The sequence below is a fragment of the Marinimicrobium sp. C2-29 genome, assembly GCF_038419845.1.
GTDB lineage: Bacteria > Pseudomonadota > Gammaproteobacteria > Pseudomonadales > Cellvibrionaceae > Marinimicrobium.
This window is the reverse complement of sequence record NZ_JBCAQT010000001.1, coordinates 145,178-161,868: the sequence shown is the minus strand read 5'-3', so window position 1 is coordinate 161,868 and position 16,691 is coordinate 145,178. Positions and strand designations below refer to the sequence as shown.

At 60.8% G+C, this 16,691-nt stretch carries 14 protein-coding genes; 5 read left to right on the top strand and 9 right to left on the bottom strand.

All coding sequences use genetic code 11. The annotated features are described in order from the left end of the window. Positions 1–79 precede the first annotated feature (79 nt). From AAE484_RS00745 to AAE484_RS00705, 9 genes are all read right to left on the bottom strand, one after another. Complete coding sequence (locus AAE484_RS00745; RefSeq protein ID WP_341936404.1) at positions 80–637, bottom strand: serine protease; 558 nt, start codon at positions 635–637, stop codon at positions 80–82. Between the two features lie 2 nt (positions 638–639). After that, positions 640–2,148, bottom strand: a complete 1,509-nt coding sequence (locus AAE484_RS00740; protein ID WP_341936403.1) for a phospholipid carrier-dependent glycosyltransferase — start codon at positions 2,146–2,148, stop codon at positions 640–642. A gap of 117 nt (positions 2,149–2,265) precedes the next feature. Then, positions 2,266–2,841: a peptide-methionine (R)-S-oxide reductase MsrB gene (gene msrB, locus AAE484_RS00735; RefSeq protein ID WP_341936401.1), complete on the bottom strand. Its 576-nt coding sequence runs from the start codon at positions 2,839–2,841 to the stop codon at positions 2,266–2,268. Then, complete coding sequence (locus AAE484_RS00730; RefSeq protein WP_341936400.1) at positions 2,831–6,838, bottom strand: YhdP family protein; 4,008 nt, start codon at positions 6,836–6,838, stop codon at positions 2,831–2,833. The genes msrB and AAE484_RS00730 overlap by 11 nt, the downstream gene beginning before the upstream one ends. A 67-nt stretch (positions 6,839–6,905) precedes the next feature. Next, complete coding sequence (rng, locus tag AAE484_RS00725; protein ID WP_341936399.1) at positions 6,906–8,375, bottom strand: ribonuclease G; 1,470 nt, start codon at positions 8,373–8,375, stop codon at positions 6,906–6,908. Between the two features lie 43 nt (positions 8,376–8,418). Beyond that, complete coding sequence (locus tag AAE484_RS00720; RefSeq protein WP_341936398.1) at positions 8,419–9,018, bottom strand: Maf family protein; 600 nt, start codon at positions 9,016–9,018, stop codon at positions 8,419–8,421. Between the two features lie 17 nt (positions 9,019–9,035). Next, entirely contained in the window at positions 9,036–9,527 is a 492-nt protein-coding gene (mreD, locus tag AAE484_RS00715) for a rod shape-determining protein MreD (protein ID WP_341936397.1), read from the bottom strand. Beyond that, a complete protein-coding gene (mreC, locus tag AAE484_RS00710; protein WP_341936641.1) occupies positions 9,520–10,422 on the bottom strand; it encodes a rod shape-determining protein MreC in 903 nt (300 codons plus the stop codon). The genes mreD and mreC overlap by 8 nt, the downstream gene beginning before the upstream one ends. Before the next feature lie 40 nt (positions 10,423–10,462). Next, on the bottom strand, positions 10,463–11,497 hold the full coding sequence (locus AAE484_RS00705) for a rod shape-determining protein (protein ID WP_341936396.1): 1,035 nt from the start codon (positions 11,495–11,497) through the stop codon (positions 10,463–10,465). Positions 11,498–11,895: 398 nt separating this feature from the next. On the opposite strand from AAE484_RS00705, the gene gatC reads away from it, so the two are divergent. The 5 genes from gatC (at position 11,896) to rrtA (ending at position 16,193) form a co-directional block, all read left to right on the top strand. Next, positions 11,896–12,183, top strand: coding sequence for an Asp-tRNA(Asn)/Glu-tRNA(Gln) amidotransferase subunit GatC (gatC, locus tag AAE484_RS00700; protein WP_341936393.1), 288 nt, complete (start codon positions 11,896–11,898; stop codon positions 12,181–12,183). A 70-nt stretch (positions 12,184–12,253) separates the two neighbouring features. Then, positions 12,254–13,708: an Asp-tRNA(Asn)/Glu-tRNA(Gln) amidotransferase subunit GatA gene (gene gatA, locus AAE484_RS00695; protein ID WP_341936392.1), complete on the top strand. Its 1,455-nt coding sequence runs from the start codon at positions 12,254–12,256 to the stop codon at positions 13,706–13,708. A 114-nt stretch (positions 13,709–13,822) separates the two neighbouring features. After that, positions 13,823–15,268 carry an Asp-tRNA(Asn)/Glu-tRNA(Gln) amidotransferase subunit GatB gene (gatB, locus tag AAE484_RS00690; protein WP_341936391.1) on the top strand — a complete coding sequence of 482 codons (1,446 nt, stop codon included), beginning with the start codon at positions 13,823–13,825 and terminating at the stop codon, positions 15,266–15,268. A gap of 23 nt (positions 15,269–15,291) precedes the next feature. Then, positions 15,292–15,588 carry a PA4642 family protein gene (locus AAE484_RS00685; protein ID WP_341936390.1) on the top strand — a complete coding sequence of 99 codons (297 nt, stop codon included), beginning with the start codon at positions 15,292–15,294 and terminating at the stop codon, positions 15,586–15,588. An 11-nt stretch (positions 15,589–15,599) separates the two neighbouring features. Beyond that, a complete protein-coding gene (gene rrtA / locus AAE484_RS00680; RefSeq protein ID WP_341936389.1) occupies positions 15,600–16,193 on the top strand; it encodes a rhombosortase in 594 nt (197 codons plus the stop codon). The last annotated feature ends 498 nt before the right edge of the window (positions 16,194–16,691 follow it).

Here is a 16,691-nt window from a genome sequence, read left to right as displayed (position 1 = left end):
GTTGTCTTTTTTACTGTTGTCTTTTCAGCCCCCGATCAGGGGGCTTTTTTATGCCTGCCTGAAACCCTGACCGCTCCTGTCAAAACACAATATCGTCAGAACTCTCGCCAAAGAAGCGGGGCTTGTCCGCGCCCACCCGCCTATACTCGACCGTCAACCCGGCGTGACCGCCACCCTGAAAGTAGCTCAGGGTAAAGGTATGGCTCCCTTCCTCCAGCGACACTCGGCAGGTCTGTTTCCGGTAGGGACGGTCGGTGTTGAAACGGCACAGCTCCTCGCCATCCACGGCGGCCACAAACCCATCGTCACTGCCGATAAGAAAGCGGTAGTCCCCCGCTGTCTCGACGGTAAACTCGTGTTCAATATCGATGAAGAAGTTGTTGCCGTAACCGATCTGCCCGAGTTTCGGATGGCGCAACTGGTTTTTGGCGGACAGCTCCAGACGATCGACCCAGAGGCTGCGGGAATAGTCGATATCGCGGGATTGATCGATTCGGCCAATGCCCTGCTTGTTTTTGGAAATCTCCAACTCCACCACTTTGGGAACATAGGGCGGGATGATCCGGATGACAATGGCCAGAGCCACCAACACCAGCAGGGCGGTCAACACGGTGTTTTTGGTCAGATACTGTTGCATGATCAGCGCACCACGTTCATTTGCCAGAGGTGGAACCAGTTGCGCGCCTCAAACTGATCCTCGGTCATGGGCAGGCCATAACTGAAGGGCGCAAAATAGGCGAACACGCCGATGACCAGCAGAACAAACAGCCCGACGTTGACCATGGTGTGGCGATTACCGGCGAGGATTTCCTCGCGGAAGATGTAATTGAAGATCATCGCCAGATTGAGCATGCCGAACACCAGGGGAACCAGATAGTGATACAGATACATGACCCGCTCAATCTGGAGTATGGCGATCATGTAACTGACATAAAGCGTGGTAAAGGCCATGACCCAATAAAAGAGTCGCGGGTCTTTTTCCTGTTGGCCATAGACAAACCTGCTCAGGGCCAGCCCCAGTGACAGGACAATACCCACCACCACCGAGAACCAGACAATGGGGTTGGCAATGATCTGGATGTAACGCACCTGAGCCTGACCATCGACAGTGTTTTTGTCCCAGCGATAATTGATGCTCTTGTTGCCCAGGGGCCAACCGATGGCGTAGCTGCCGTTCTCGCCGGGCTTGCAGATATCCAGGCGAGCCACGCCATCGGAGTACTCCAGCATGTAGCGTAGGTTGTCTTTGAACCCGTGATAGAACGCCGGCAGACTGTGGCTGCGCCCGGCCCTCACTTCCGCCAGATACTCATCTGAGGCCTTGTAGGTTTTATTGTTGACCACCTCATCGCCCAGGGCGATGTGCAGGTACAGAATACTGGCAAACACGGCGAGCAGAGGGAGCACGCCGGCCGGCACGGTCACGGCCAGGCGTTTGAACAGAGCGGCCCAGTCAAATCGGCGCACATTGTCCCATTGATCCACGCCGTAGAGCATGACAAACAACAGCAGCAGAACCGCGCCATTGAACTTGATGGACACCACCAGCCCGATAAACACCCCCAGAAGGGCGTAGTGTTTCAGGCGGATGGGCTCGCCGCTGGTAATCACCCGGGTGAAGTAATAGAGCGCCAACAGGATGAAAAACAGCTGGATGCCTTCCAGCATGGCGGCCCGCGAATGCACCACCAGGGCGTTGTCGAAAATCAACAGGGAGGTGAACGCGGCCGCCACCCAGGTTCGGCGGATGATGCGCCAGATGATGCCGTAAAACAGCAGCGCGGAGAACGCCATCAGGAAGGTGGAGGCGAGCCGGAAGCCGGCGAAGCTCATCCCGTCCGGGAGCATATCGCCTTTGACATAGTCGGTGCGTGTCAGGGCGCTTTTGTCCAGATGATCATTGACTCCCAGGGCTTTTTCACCGAAGGCAATGAGCATTTTGCCCAAGGGCGGATGCAGTTCCATGAACAGCACGCCATCGAGGTATTTTTCTGCGGAGGCAATATGGTAGTTCTCATCCCAGAACATCGATTTGGGAGAGGTGTAATTGATGCCGTAAACCGCGAGCGAGAGCAACAACACCAGCGCCGGAACCCAATAGCGCTGGTAGTGCGAAACAACAGTGAGAGTCTTGGTCACTTGGGACATGGTCTTATCGTTATTGGTCTGATGTAGTGTGCAGGACTGGCGCGAGAGTCTAGAGACACCCCTGGTGCGAGTCTGCGAACACAATCACAAACCCGGGGGAAACCCATTACACAGCGTCTAATTCTGCTTCTGGCTCTGCTCGCGCTCCCACTCGTCCTGGGGAACAAACTCCAGCGCGAGCGAGTTGATGCAGTAGCGCAGGCCGGTGGGCTCAGGCCCGTCCTTGAACACATGGCCCAGGTGCTCACCACAGGCGGAAACCACTTCGATGCGCTTGCGCCCGAACCAGCTGTAGTCATCCTCGAGCCGGATATTGTCTTCGTCGAGCACCTCCCAGAAACTGGGCCAACCGGTCCTGGAGTCATATTTATGCTCCGAGCTGAACACCGGTATGCGACAGCCTGCGGTAACATAAACCCCTTCGCGTTTGTTGTCGAGTAGCTCACCCGTGTAGGCCCGCTCGGTACCCTCCTCCCAGAGGATTTCAAATTGCTCGTCGGTGAGCAGCTCTTTCCAGGTATCGCGGCTGATCTGCTCCAGGTTTTCCCCGGCATCAATCCACTCGCGCGCCTGGGCCACGTCCTCCTGGGCAATCACCGGGGTGGCACCGAGGCAGGCCCACAACAGTACCAGGGACACGCCGCCGCGGATGACCCCCGGGCCACCCGCTATCGTTTGCTGTCTATTGCTCATTGCTGGATTCCTCATTGCCGGGTTCCTCAAGGGTCGGGATCTGGGAGTCGCTCGGCTCGGCATCAAAGCTCGCCTCCCCTTCGAACATTCGATCGAATTTGATCTGCGGATCATCCCATTCGCCCCGGATGGTATAGGTGATGCTGGTCGCCTGGTCGACCTGCTTTTCAAACAGCTTGCTCACCAGGTAAACGCCAACAGCAGCCGGCAACCCCCCGGCCAGTGCGGCCAGAAAGGTCAGATTGCCCGCCACGGGCAGCGTTGCCACCAGACGGGTATCCAGGGTCTCGTCAAGCAGGTTGGCCCGGCCCGCCAGCTGCAGACGGCTGGAGGGGCTGCGCACCAGTACCGGGTCGACGAAATTCATCATACCCTGATTGAAGCGCATCTTCCCCTCAATGCTGTCATAAGCCAGGCCACTCTGGTAGAGGTCAGAGAAGTCCAGTCTCAGCCGGCGCGCGAGCGAGTCAAAATTGAGCACAGAGAACAGGCGCAGCAGGCCCTCGCTGCCCGCCGCCGGGTTGCGCTTGAAGCGGCCACTCTGGATATTGAACTGCACATCACCCCGGAGTTTCTCCGCCGCAATACTCTGGGGTGGGCCGGGCCAGCTCAGTGTCAGTTGGTAGTCGGCCGACTCGCTCTCGATCATATCGGCCTGCCCCCACCGGGCCAGGACCTCGGACAGGTCGCCCGCACTGAGATGAACACCGATCGCACTTCGCTCGGGCCGATCTTCGCCATATTGCCAGAACAGCTCGCCGCCCTCGGCCTGATCCAGCCCCGTCACTTCAAGGCCCCGAATCTGGCCACGAATGTCACTGACTCGCAAACCCGCCGCCTCCGGGCCTAGCTCAAAGCGCCAGCGCCCGAAGTTCTCGCCCCCCACCTGCAACTCTTGCAGGTTGACGCGCGCGGCCGGCAGGGTTCTGGGGTCGAATGGTTCTGCGCTGTCCCCGACCGCTTCCCCCTCCAACAGACTCGCGGGCAGCCGCAGGTACTCAATCGACAGATCCATCGGCTGATCAGCCTGCCAATTCAGATCGCCCGCGAGCATCTGGTTGCGAAAGCCGAGTCGCCACCCCGACTCACTCTGCTCCAGGTCCAGCGCCAGATCCCGAAGATCGAGCGGCCCCAATTGATGTTGTCCCAGTTCAATGTCGGCGCTCAGAGGTAGACCCGCCAGCAGGGAGGCGGCCTCGCCTTCCCCCTCTGTGCCCCCCAGATCCCGCGCATAGGCCTGGTACCGATCGAGCACAGCCTGCCAGCGTTCGGGGTGGAAGGCGTCCAGGCGCCCACTCAGGTGGATACCGGGTTTCTCGGGAAGACTTGCATCAACCCCCAACGCCAGGTTGAACCGACGCAACTGCTCGGTATCCCGATCCAGCTGTGCCAGAACCTGGAGCCGATCATCGTAATGCAGGTCCACCAGGGCGCTCTGGCGTCCCAGAATATAGCTGAACTGCATTGGCCTTCGCCCCTGCGGGCCCTTGCCATAGGGTTCGGGCAAATCGAGCGCGACCCCTTCAAGGTCGCTCGACACCGACAGGGCCGCCAGGCGCTGATCCCGATCGGGGTCGGGCTCCTTATGGTGGGTCAGCTCCAGTCGACTGTCATAGGCCAGCTTGCCGCTCAAAAACTGCACTTCCGGGCGTCGACTCCACTGGGCGAGCCGCTCACTGGCCACTTCACCGCTGAAATCGACGCGGGTGACCGGGTCACCCTGGGCGGACTCGTCCGAGGTGATGCTGATGGCCAGCGGCTCGTCAAACAGGGTGGCCCGCAGCTGGGCCGCATTCAGGCCAGTGTTGCTCCCGTAGCTCATACGGCCCCGGAGCTGACTCATTTCCAGGTCGAGATCGTCCATGGTGACGATGGGCACATCCAGCGTCATGTCGACCTGCTGGCGGGCGCCGGGCTGGTCCGGTTCCAGCGGAATGGCCAGCTCGAGATCGGCATCCAGGTCACCGTGCAGGTACCAGCTGTCCATGTTGTCGCCAATAAACCCGCGCAGATAACTTTCGCGCAACAGCCGCAGGCCATCGCTCGCCAACCCGTCAACTGCTCCGTTGATCTGCAACAGGGGTCCCTCGCCCTCGGGGTTCTGATCGACGATCACCCGGGTGTCGTTCACCTGACTGTTGTACACAAACGCCGAGTCGATTCGGGCTTCCACCCGGTTGTTATCCAGATTCAGGCCACCCTGTATATCCCGGGCGGCGGGCCACTCCGGGTGGTAGTCGAGGTCGACGTCGATGAGATCGAGCGACAGCTCGTAGTTGCGACTCAGTGGTTCGGGAGTGTTGAGAGTGCCACGAAAAACAAAGTGAGCGCGCTCCGCCACCCCCGGGTTGTCCGTTCCAACGCTGCGCTCAAGCCACTCCACCAGAGGACGCGGAACAGTTTTGGGCAGATATTTTGGGTAAACGCCGGCGCTGATTTGACGCCCGTAAATATCCAGATACAGGTCGACATCGCCGGTGTTCGGCTTCCAGGGAAGCGACAACCACATGTGACCGCGCGCCTGTTCTCCCGGGCTCGATATTTCCAGCGGCCCACTGTTGACGTAGACCCGGTTGTTGTCCGGATCCAGGTGCCAGGCGATCTGGCCGCTGGCGGTATCAAAACTCATGGCTCGGTCGTAGGCTTTGGCAAAGTACATACTGAAGCCATCCTTGCTACGCAGGTCCAGGGTGCCGCCGCGCTGATCGGCTTCGACAAAACCACTGACACCATCCAGCCCGGGCACTCCCTGCCAGGGGGCCACCGACACCTGCTGCAACTCGGCGATCAGTTGCCAGTTGCGCCAGTCGTCCTGGGGCAGAGTGAACTGGAGCTTGTGAGCGTGCCCTTCGGGGTCGAGGGTCTGGATGACCTCCCGCAGACGCCCTTCCCCCAGCAACCCCAGTTGCTCGGACAGACTGCTCCAGTAGCCCAGATCCAGCTGATCGACCATCAGTTGCAGAGGCGCCCGGGGGCCGGCCGCCGAGGCGGCCAGGTGCAGCGGCTCGAGCTGACGATCCTCCCATTCGGCGAGCAGCTCGTGCAGCGCCAGCTGCCACTGGCCGGAGCGCCGCCATTCGCCGCTGATCCGGGCGTTCACCCGATCGAGCGTCAGGTCTTCCACCGGGAGAAACACCCGATCCAGGGAAAAATGCCCGTTCAGGTCGTAGCCTGCGCCGTCGGGCTGGCTCGAGAACCAGAGGCTCGCATCCATCCGCCCCTCCCGGTACCAATCCCGGTGACTGCTCTCGCCCAGCAGGATGCCCCCCAGGGCCGTGAGCGGCTCCAGCGTGGGAAAGCGGCGCAGCTGCAGGTAGCCCCGGGTGGCAAACGCCTCGGGGTTGCGCGGATCGCCCCGTCCCTCTACTACCACCTGAAGCGCGCGCGTCTGCTCCTCCACGTCCAGCTGCAGCGACAGGCGATGGAAGTCGTCCCGATGTTCCAACAACAGGTAGGGTGCCACAAAGTCGATCTGGTGATCGCTGGCAAAGGTAAGCTGGATACGCGAGTCCAGCAGTTCTACCCGGGTACCCAGTTGGAAGAGGGTGAGCAGGTCATCCGGGGCCACCGGGTCGACACCCTGCTGCGGACGCTGTCCGGGAAGGCCCCAGAAACCGTCATCACCCTGCAACAGCGATAGCCGGGCACTGCGCAGCTCAATTTTGTCCCAGGCCAGACGGGCCTGCAGCAGGCTGCTGAGCAGGTTGAGTCGCAGTTGGGCCTGGTTGGCCTGGGTCAGGCGATTGCCGTCCCGATCATCAATCACCAACTCGTGCAGACGGACCGAGGGCTTGAGCCCGTCCCACTCGGCTTCAAGGCGTGCAAAGCGGATGTTCAGCTCAAGCGTATCTGACAGGTATTCGGAGACGGTGTCCGGATAGTTGTTCAACAGCGGAAACAGGCTGCGCCCGGACTGCACCAGTACGGCCAGGCCGATCAACAGCACAGCGCACAGTATCCAGAAGGTTTTCAGTAAGTAGCGTGCCACCGATGCCATCTAAAGTGCTTTCCCGCGAGCCGCGTAATCCAATTAAGCCTCGCCCCTGAGGCTGGTTGCCATGGGCTTAGACCAGAACAATGTCATACTGCTCCTGCGTAAACAGACTTTCGACCTGGAATTCGATCGTGCGGCCGATAAAAGCCTCCAGGTCCGCCACGTAAACGGCCTCTTCATCCAGCAATCGGTCTACCACCAGTTGGGAGGCCAGCACCAGAAATTTGTCATTCTCATAGGCGCGTGCATCGCGCAGTATTTCCCGGAAGATCTCGTAGCATACCGTCTCTGCCGACTTGATCTGGCCTCGGCCACGGCACAGGGGACAGGGCTCACAGAGCATCTGGCCGAGTGACTCGCGCGTGCGTTTGCGCGTCATTTCCACCAGGCCCAGCTCGGAGACGCCGGTAATGCTGGTTTTGGCGTGATCTTTTTCCAGCGCCTTCTCCAGGGTGCGCAGCACCTGCCGCTCGTGCTCCGGGTCCTTCATGTCAATGAAATCGAGGACAATGATCCCACCCAAGTTGCGCAGGCGCAACTGCCGCACGATCGCGCTGGCCGCCTCCATATTGGTTTTGAAGATGGTTTCCTCAAGGTTGCGCCGCCCCACAAACGCCCCGGTGTTGACGTCCACCGTGGTCATGGCCTCGGTCTGCTCAACGATCAGGTAGCCGTTGGACTTGAGCGGCACACGGGTATCCAGTGCCCGGGAGATTTCATCCTCCACTCCATACAGATCCAGCAGGGGACGCTCGCCGCTGTAAAGCTCGATCAGGTCGGTCAGCTCCGGGTAATAATTGCCGCAGAACTCGCGCATCTGGCTCCAGCTCTGGCGCGAATCCACCCGGATTTTTTCGATCGGCGCGCGCGCCAGGTCCCGCAGGGCGCGCAGAAACAGGGGCATGTCGGTGTGAATGGCCGCCGGCACCGGAGCGCCGGATATTTTGGACTGAAAGTCCGACCATAACTTCTGCAGAAACCCCAGGTCCGAGCGCAGCTCTTCCGGACGGGCGTTTTCCGCGACGGTGCGCAGGATAAAACCGCCCGGCACCTCATGCTCGCGCGCCAGAGTCTCGACCAATTCGCGCAGGCGCTGGCGCTCGCCGTCACCCTCAATCCGGGTGGAGACCCCGATGTGGGTACTGTTGGGCATATAGACCAGGTAGCGGGAGGAAACACTGAGGTTGGTGGTGAGGCGGGCGCCCTTGGTGCCGATGGGCTCTTTGCTCACCTGCACCACCAGCGTCTGGCCCTCGCGCACCAGCGTGCGGATGTCGGGCAACTCGCCGCGACGGCCCTCCGTGTCACCATTGGCGTCGCTCATGTCGGCGGCGTGAATAAAGCCGGTGCGGGCCAGACCGATATCGACAAAGGCCGCCTGCATACCGGGCAGCACACGCACGACCTTGCCTTTATAGATGTTGCCGACAAAGCCCTTGTTGTGACTGCGCTCGATGGACAGCTCCTGCACCACGCCGTTTTCCACCAGCGCCACGCGGGTTTCCACCGGCGATACATTCACCAGTAATTCTTCACTCATAATACGGCTCGCTCGTGTACGGTTGGGCCGCCTATTCGCGGGATCAGGCTGATTGGGTGCTCCACCAGGGCACACCGAAGCGGTTCAATAAATCCGCCGTCTGGGCCAGCGGCAGGCCAACCACCGCGCTGTAGCTGCCTTCAATACGTTCAACAAAGGCGCCGCCCAGGCCCTGGATGCCGTAGCCTCCGGCCTTGTCCAGGGGTTCGCCAGTGTGCCAGTAGGCGCTGATTTCGTTCTCGGACAGCTCGCGAAACTGCACCGAGGTGCGCACCAGGCACGTCTCCACCCTGGTCCCCAGACAGAGGGCCACGGCGGTCAACACCTCGTGGCGCCGGCCCGACATCATTCGATGCATCTCGGCCGCGTGCGCCTGATCGCGGGGTTTTTCCAGCACCTCGCCACTGCAGACCCCGATGGTATCGGCCCCCAGTACCGGTATGGCCGCCGCGCCCCCTTCATCAAGTGCATCCCGACCGGCCAGCGCCTTGTCGCGGGCCAGGCGCTCGACATAGTCCGCCGGCGTCTCGCCGGGCTGTCGCTGTTCCACCACGTCGACCGAGAGGGTGTCAAAATCCACTCCCATCTGGGTCAACAATTCACGCCGACGCGGCGATTGTGAGGCCAAATAGAGATCGGGCATAACCTAAACTCGTCAGATCAACTGATGCGGTAGTGGTGGCGAAGCCAGCCAAAACCAATGTGAATCACCGGCCACAGCAGAGCACTGGTCAATGCCGGGAAAAGAAACTGCAGGCCCGAAACCTGTCCACCGGCCATGCTGTGAACCCAGTTGTTGGTCAACTGACTGATTCCCACCAGTAAAAACACCCAGCACGCCTGTTGCCAGAGGGCGTAATTACTGACCCGGCGATAGGACTGCAGACAGATGTAGGCCACGATCACCATGCCCAGCGCATGCTGCCCCAGGGGGGTGCCTTCCACCAGATCCTGGATCAGACCGAGGACCCAGACCAGGGTCAGACTGGTGTAGTCGGGAAGCGTGAAAACCCAGTAAATCACCACCAACAGTACAAACTCGGGGCGCCACCAGCGCCAGTCCAACGGCAATGGATATACCGCCAGAACCATCGCAAAGAGCAGAGCGATGAGAATCATCCAGCGATTGTGCCCGCCGGTGATATCAATCATCCTCCGGCTCCAGAGCTTCCCGCTCCTGCAGATCCGGCTCTTGTGCTTCCTGCTGGCGGGCCTGCTCCAGCTCTTCCGGCCTCATGCCCTGCCCGAACACCAGCAGCAGGTGCCGGCTGCGATCCAGCCGCGCCATGGGCTGGGCCACCACCGTGGAAAACGATTGACCGGGGTCGCGCACCACCTGTTGCACTTTCGCCACCGGATAGCCCACCGGGAAACGATCGCCCAGACCGGAGCTGACCAGCAGGTCACCCTCGCGAATATCCGTGGTATTGGACACGTGGCGCAAGCGCAGGCGGTTGATCTGCCCCGTGCCCTCGGCCACGGCGCGCACACCGTTGCGATTGACCTGGACCGGCAGCGCGTGGCTGGCATCGGTAATCAACAGGACCCGGCTGCTGGAGGGGTTGGCTTCCACCACCTGCCCCATCAGGCCGAAGGCGTCGAGCACCGGTTGGCCTTCATAGACCCCGTCGTCCCGACCCTTGTTGATGACCACAGAATGACTCAACGGGTTGGGCGAAACCCCGACCAGCTCGGCCACCAGCACATTGTCCTGAAGCATGTCGCTGGAGCCCAGCAGGCGACGCAGACGGACGTTCTCAGCGGCCAGTGCCGCCATCTGTTGTAACTTGCGTTGCAGGATCAGGAGTTCGGATTTGAGCGCCTCGTTCTCTTCGCGCAGCTCGTCGCGGGAGGTAAAGGTCTCTTCGCCCCAGTCGCCGATACGGGCGGGCAGGTCGGTTATCCAGTAAAAGGGGGTTGCCACCGCGCCCAGCTGGGCGCGCACCGGCGCCAGCCAGTCGGTGTAGAGACTTACAAGGATGAGCCCGACGGCTGCGACGCTGAAAAACAATGCGCGCGAGGCAACGGCGGGCCCTTTGGTAAACAGCGTTTTGATAGCACCCTCTCCCGCTCAGTACGAAGCTGACCTAAGAGGACAGAAGATCAATATTGTGCTTATCCATCATTTCCATGGCGAGACCACCCCCGCGCGCCACACAGGTCAACGGATCTTCTGCCACGATAAACGGCAGGCCGGTTTCGTTGGACAACAACCGGTCGATATCACGCAGCAGGGCGCCACCACCGGTCAGGACCACGCCGCTCTCGGCAATATCGGCGGCCAGTTCGGGCGGCGACTGTTCCAGCGCACTCTTGACGGCCTGGACGATACCCGCCAGCGGCTCCTGCAGGGCCTCCAGAATTTCATCGCTGTTCAGGGTAAAGCTGCGCGGAACCCCTTCGGCCAGATTGCGGCCGCGCACATCAATCTCACGCACTTCACTGCCGGCAAAGGCGCAGCCGACTTCCTGTTTGATGCGTTCGGCCGTGGCATCACCAATCACGCTGCCATAGTGGCGACGTACATAATTGACGATGGCTTCGTCGAAGCGATCGCCGCCAATGCGGACCGAGTCGGAATACACCACCCCGTTGAGGGAGATGACGGCAATTTCCGTGGTGCCACCGCCGATGTCCACTACCATGGAGCCGCTGGCCTCGGACACTTTGAGCCCGGCGCCGATGGCGGCGGCCATGGGCTCCTCGATCAGCCGGACTTCGCGCGCGCCGGCACCCATGGCCGATTCGCGAATGGCCCGTTTCTCCACCTCGGTCGACAGGCAGGGGACGCTGATCAACACCCGGGGGCTGGGCTGGAACCAGCTCTTTTCGTGCACCTTTTTGATAAAGTGCTGGAGCATTTTTTCAGTGACCTGAAAGTCGGCGATCACGCCGTCTTTCAGCGGCCGGATGGCGGTGATGTTGCCCGGCGTGCGGCCGAGCATGCGCTTGGCTTCGGTGCCCACGGCCTCGACAATTTTATGCCCGTTGTGGTGACGGATGGCCACCACCGAGGGTTCATTCAGGACGATGCCGCGGCCCCGAACGTAAATAAGGGTATTGGCGGTGCCCAAGTCAATGGAAAGATCGTTGGAAAAAGCTCCACGGAGGTGTTTTAGCATGTGTTAACGCAGCCCTGTATTGTTCTTTAGCGCAAATGGCCGGGTCTGGCCACTCACCATCAAATTTTGTCTATCGCCCGAAGCGGATTACGCGTCATCCGATGCGAGCCCTGTCAGTGTCACCGATCTGGCGGGAAGACCGGCGATACGCGCGCGCACTCAAACGGCGGCGAGCTTATTGTCACAAGGCTCCCTAGTGTACCCGAGGTCGGGGGCGATGGGCACTGGAAAGCCCCTTCGCGTGCGGAGTCGGCACAGATGAAGGCACTCTATCAACGGCGGGGATTTAGGGCAAGGCGCAAATGTGATAACTTTACCGGCTTCGCGCACATTTGGACCTTTTTGGCTCCGGAACAGCCCCGATGGGCACCGGAGCCGACAATTCTGGAGCATCCTGCATGGCCATTGCACCATCCGACATCGCCAAACTGGCACATTTGGCACGAATTGCCGTTCCCGAGAGCGAGGTGGACCAAGTCACCCAGCGTATTTCTGATGTTCTCGACCTGGTGGACCAATTACAGGCGGCGGATACCGAGGGGGTACAACCCATGGCCCACCCCCTGGATGCCACTCAGCGCCTGCGCGCGGACCAGGTCACCGAGACCAACCAGCGGGACGAGTTCCAGGCCATTGCCCCCGCCACCGAAGATGGGCTCTACCTGGTGCCACGGGTGATTGAATAGCCCCCTCGCCGCTCCGATTACCGGCGCCCGAACGGGGCGCCTCCGAATTTACTTGAGGATAGAAGTCGCAATGCATCAACAAACCATTGCCCAACTGGTTCAGGGTCTGCAAAGCAAGGCTTTCTCCAGCGTTGAGCTCACCCGGCATTACCTGGAGCGCATCAAGCGCCTGGACGGCACCTACAACAGCTACATCACCGTGACCGAGGAGCGGGCCCTGGCCCAGGCGGCCGAGGCCGACAAGCGCCTGGCACAGGCCGACGCGCCCGCCCTGTGCGGTGTCCCCATCGCGCACAAGGACATTTTCTGCACGCACGGCGTGCGCACCAGCTGCGGCTCGAAAATGCTGGACAACTTCATTGCCCCCTACAACGCCACCATCGTGGAGAACCTTCAGGCAGCGGGCGCGGTCATGCTGGGCAAGACCAACATGGACGAGTTCGCCATGGGTTCCTCCAACGAGACCAGCTACTACGGTCCGGTCAAGAACCCCTGGGCCACCGACAGTGTGCCGGGCGGTTCCTCGGGCGGCTCGGCGGCCTCGGTCGCCGCGCACCTGGCGGCGGGTGCCACCGCCAGCGACACCGGCGGCTCCATCCGCCAGCCCGCAGCCTTGTGCGGCCTTACCGGCCTCAAGCCCACCTACGGGCGGGTCTCGCGCTGGGGCATGATCGCCTTCGCTTCCAGTCTGGACCAGGCCGGCACCCTCACCCGCACCGCCGAGGACTCGGCCCTGATGCTCAACGCCATGGCCAGCTTCGACCCCAAGGACTCGACCTGCGTCGATCAGCCGCTGGAAGATTACCGGGCGCAGCTGGACCAGTCGGTCAAAGGCCTGACCATCGGCATTCCCGACGAATACTTTGGCGAGGGCCTTAACCCGGAAACGGCCGCCGCCGTGGAAGCGGCGATCAAGACCTATGAAAGCCTGGGCGCGACCATCAAGCGCATCAGCCTGCCGCACAGCAACCTGGCGGTGGCCGCTTACTACGTGATTGCCCCGGCCGAGTGCTCGGCCAACCTGTCACGCTTTGACGGTGCCCGCTACGGCTACCGCTGCGAGAACCCGAAAGACCTGCACGATCTGTACGAGCGCTCGCGCAGCGAAGGCTTTGGCGAGGAAGTGAAACGCCGGATTCTGGTGGGCACCTACGCCCTGTCGGCCGGTTACTACGACGCCTACTACAACAAGGCGCAGCAGGTCCGTCGACTGATCAAGCAGGACTTTGTCCAGGCGTTTGAGGAAGTGGATGTGATTCTGGGCCCCACATCGCCCTCCCCGGCCTTCGCCTTTGGCGCCAAGACCCAGGATCCGGTATCGATGTACCTGGAAGATATTTTCACCATTCCCACCAACCTGGCGGGACTGCCCGGGGTATCGATTCCCTGTGGTCTGGTGGGTGGCAAGCCGGTGGGCATGCAGTTGATCGGCAACTACTTTGCCGAAGGTCAGCTGTTGAACGTGGCCCACCAGTTCCAGGTAGCCACCGATTTTCACCAACAAGCCGCGCCGGGAATTGAGTAATCGGACGTCGTCCCCGAAGCCTGCGTAGGGCGGATAAGCTGTAAGCGCATCCGCCGTCACCACAGGCGGAACAGAATTGAACACCCAAGACCAACCGAATTAAGGTTATTAAAGATGGAATGGGAAACAGTCATCGGGCTGGAAGTACACGTCCAGCTCTCCACCAAGACCAAATTGTTCTCCGGCGCCAGCACCGCCTTCGGCGCCGAGCCCAACACTCAGGCCTGTGCCATCGACCTGGCGCTGCCCGGCACCCTGCCCGTGGCCAACGAGGGCGCGTTTCGCGCGGCGGTCAAATTTGGCCTGGCGGTGAACGCCGAGATCGGCAAGCGCTCGGTGTTTGAGCGCAAGAATTACTTTTACCCGGATCTGCCCAAGGGCTATCAGACCACACAGTTGGCCGAGCCCATCGTCGGCCCCGGCTATGTGGATCTGAACCTAGAAGGCGGACGAACCAAACGGGTGCGTATCCACCACGCTCACCTCGAAGAGGACGCTGGCAAGTCCCTGCACGAGGACTACCACGGCATGACCGGCATCGACCTGAACCGCGCCGGCACGCCCCTGATCGAGGTGGTCACCGAGCCGGACATGCGCACCGCCGAGGAAGCGGTCGCTTTGGCCAAGCAGCTGCACAACATTGTCACCTCCCTGGAAATCTGTGACGGCGACATGTCCCAGGGTTCCATGCGCTTCGATGTGAACATCTCCGTGCGCCCCAAAGGCGACGAGACGCTGGGCACGCGCACCGAAACCAAAAACCTGAACTCTTTCCGGTTCATGGAAGACGCGATTGCGTTGGAAGTGGAGCGCCAGATTGATGTGATCGAAGACGGCGGCAAAATCGTGCAGGAAACCCGCCTGTACAACGGCGACACCAGAACCGCCCGCTCCATGCGCACCAAGGAAGATTCCAACGATTACCGCTACTTCCCCTGCCCGGACCTGCTGCCGATCATTCTGGACGACGACTTTATCGAGCAGGCGCGCAGCGAGATGCCGGAACTGCCCGAAGCCCGACGCGAGCGGTTTGTGCGCGACTACGACCTGCCCGAATATGACGCCAGCCAACTGGCCGGCGATCGGGCCACCGCCGATTACTTCGAGGCAACGGTCAAAGCCTGCAACGAACCCAAGCTGGCGGGCAACTGGATCATGGCCGACCTGTCCGCCTACCTGAACAAACAGGAAATCGGCATCGCCCAGTCACCGGTAACCCCGGTGCAGCTGGCCGGGCTGATCGAGCGGCTCAAAGACGGCACCATTTCCAGCAAGATCGCCAAGCAGGTGTTCGAGGCGATGACCCAGGGCGAAGGCGATGCCGACAGCATCATCGAAGCGCGCGGTCTTAAGCAGGTATCGGATACCGGCGCGCTGGAGAAGATGGTGGATGAGGTCATCGCCAACAACGCCGCCCAGGTGGAAAATTACCGCAACGCCGACGAAGCCAAGCGACCCAAGATGCTGGGCTTTTTTGTGGGCCAGATCATGAAGGCCAGCAAGGGTCAGGCGAACCCCCAGGCGGTCAATGAAATTCTTCGCAAAAAGCTGGAAGGCTAATACAAGGTTAACGAGACAGAATTATGAGTGAACGTAAAGACAAGAAAAAAGTGATCGGCGAAACCTTTGATGACGAGCGCATTCAGAGCTTCTTCAGCTATCCGGCCCCGGACGGCATCGACCAGCACTTTCATTGGCTGGAAAAAGCCTACCGGGGCATGCGCGAGGAAAACTTCGCCACTTTTGTGAAGTTTTTCGTCGAGCGCGGCTACGACCTCAACGCGCCCGGCCCGGACGGGCGCACCTTCCTGCAGACCATCAAAGACCACCGCATGGCGGATGAGTACGTCAAAGCATTGAAAGCAGCGGGCGCCCAGTAGCGCCCCACCCCATGCCCGCCCTGCCCCGACTCACACCCAGCCTGCAGCTGACCCTGATCCTGGCGATCACTCTGTTGCTGCTGGGTGTTTTGCCTTCCTGGAGCGAACCGTTACTGGAATTCAATCGCGCCGCGATCGACGACGGTCAATGGTGGCGCTTGTTGACCGGCCAGTGGGTACACTATGGCGCTTATCATCTGGCCATGAACCTGGGCGCGTTTGTGCTCTGCGGGTATATTCTGTTTCGCGATGCCTCGCTCAAACACTACGCGACGCTCCTGTTGCTGTGTCTTCTGGGCGTTGGGCTGGGGTTGTTTTTCTTCAGCCCGGAGCTGGACTACTACGCGGGTCTGTCGGGTGCGCTGCACGGTCTGCTGGTGGGAGGTATTCTGCTGACTTTTCGCGAGATGCCCTGGATGAATGGCGCGGCGCTGTTGGTGGTGGCCGCGAAGATTGTGCAGGAGCAGTGGCCGGGGTTTGATACCTCACACCCACTACTTCCGGTTCCGGTGGCGGTGGATGCGCATCTGTATGGGGCGTTGGTGGGGTTGGTTTGGGGAGTGGCATTTGTAGTTTTGGGGGCTTGGCGAAGTCGTCACGTTTAGATACGGCGTGTCTCACCAAGGTATATTTCAGATGGAACGGTGTCGGTAGCTTCACGACCGGCCCACTCAGGGGTAGGGTCTTCCCGGACACGGCGTGAACCCATGACGTGAAGGGATTCACTAATGCCGCGATGGCATGGATGCCATAGAGCGGCCCCTGGGGCCTCTCCACCGACATCCTGTCGGTGACGGTCCGGGAAGACCCTACCCCAGATCGGTCCTCCGAACTCCGTAGAACCCACCGTGCGTTCCTGTAGGGCGGATAAGCGTCAAGCGCATCCGCCACAGAGAGTATCCATTTCCAACAATATCTCTGGAAAGTCCGGTTCTACAAGACTCGTAGGGCCGATTTGGGGCATGCCGAACGTAACGCAGTAACAGGAAGTTGGGTGATGGCAGGTGCGCTGTCGCTTACCAGCCCTACATGCTCGCTCGGTGGGCTCTACAGGGTGCGGAGGACCGATTTGAGGTGGACTGTTTCAAGACCGTCAACCGCGG

Coding starts and splice junctions, on each gene's coding strand:
- gatC (WP_341936393.1), top strand. CDS start 11,896: ATGGCCATTGCACCATCCGACATCGCCAAACTGGCACATTTGGCACGA.
- AAE484_RS00740 (WP_341936403.1), bottom strand. CDS start 2,148: ATGTCCCAAGTGACCAAGACTCTCACTGTTGTTTCGCACTACCAGCGC.
- gatB (WP_341936391.1), top strand. CDS start 13,823: ATGGAATGGGAAACAGTCATCGGGCTGGAAGTACACGTCCAGCTCTCC.
- AAE484_RS00705 (WP_341936396.1), bottom strand. CDS start 11,497: ATGCTAAAACACCTCCGTGGAGCTTTTTCCAACGATCTTTCCATTGAC.
- AAE484_RS00745 (WP_341936404.1), bottom strand. CDS start 637: ATGCAACAGTATCTGACCAAAAACACCGTGTTGACCGCCCTGCTGGTG.
- AAE484_RS00730 (WP_341936400.1), bottom strand. CDS start 6,838: ATGGCATCGGTGGCACGCTACTTACTGAAAACCTTCTGGATACTGTGC.
- AAE484_RS00720 (WP_341936398.1), bottom strand. CDS start 9,018: ATGCCCGATCTCTATTTGGCCTCACAATCGCCGCGTCGGCGTGAATTG.
- mreD (WP_341936397.1), bottom strand. CDS start 9,527: ATGATTGATATCACCGGCGGGCACAATCGCTGGATGATTCTCATCGCT.
- rrtA (WP_341936389.1), top strand. CDS start 15,600: ATGCCCGCCCTGCCCCGACTCACACCCAGCCTGCAGCTGACCCTGATC.
- AAE484_RS00685 (WP_341936390.1), top strand. CDS start 15,292: ATGAGTGAACGTAAAGACAAGAAAAAAGTGATCGGCGAAACCTTTGAT.
- gatA (WP_341936392.1), top strand. CDS start 12,254: ATGCATCAACAAACCATTGCCCAACTGGTTCAGGGTCTGCAAAGCAAG.
- rng (WP_341936399.1), bottom strand. CDS start 8,375: ATGAGTGAAGAATTACTGGTGAATGTATCGCCGGTGGAAACCCGCGTG.
- msrB (WP_341936401.1), bottom strand. CDS start 2,841: ATGAGCAATAGACAGCAAACGATAGCGGGTGGCCCGGGGGTCATCCGC.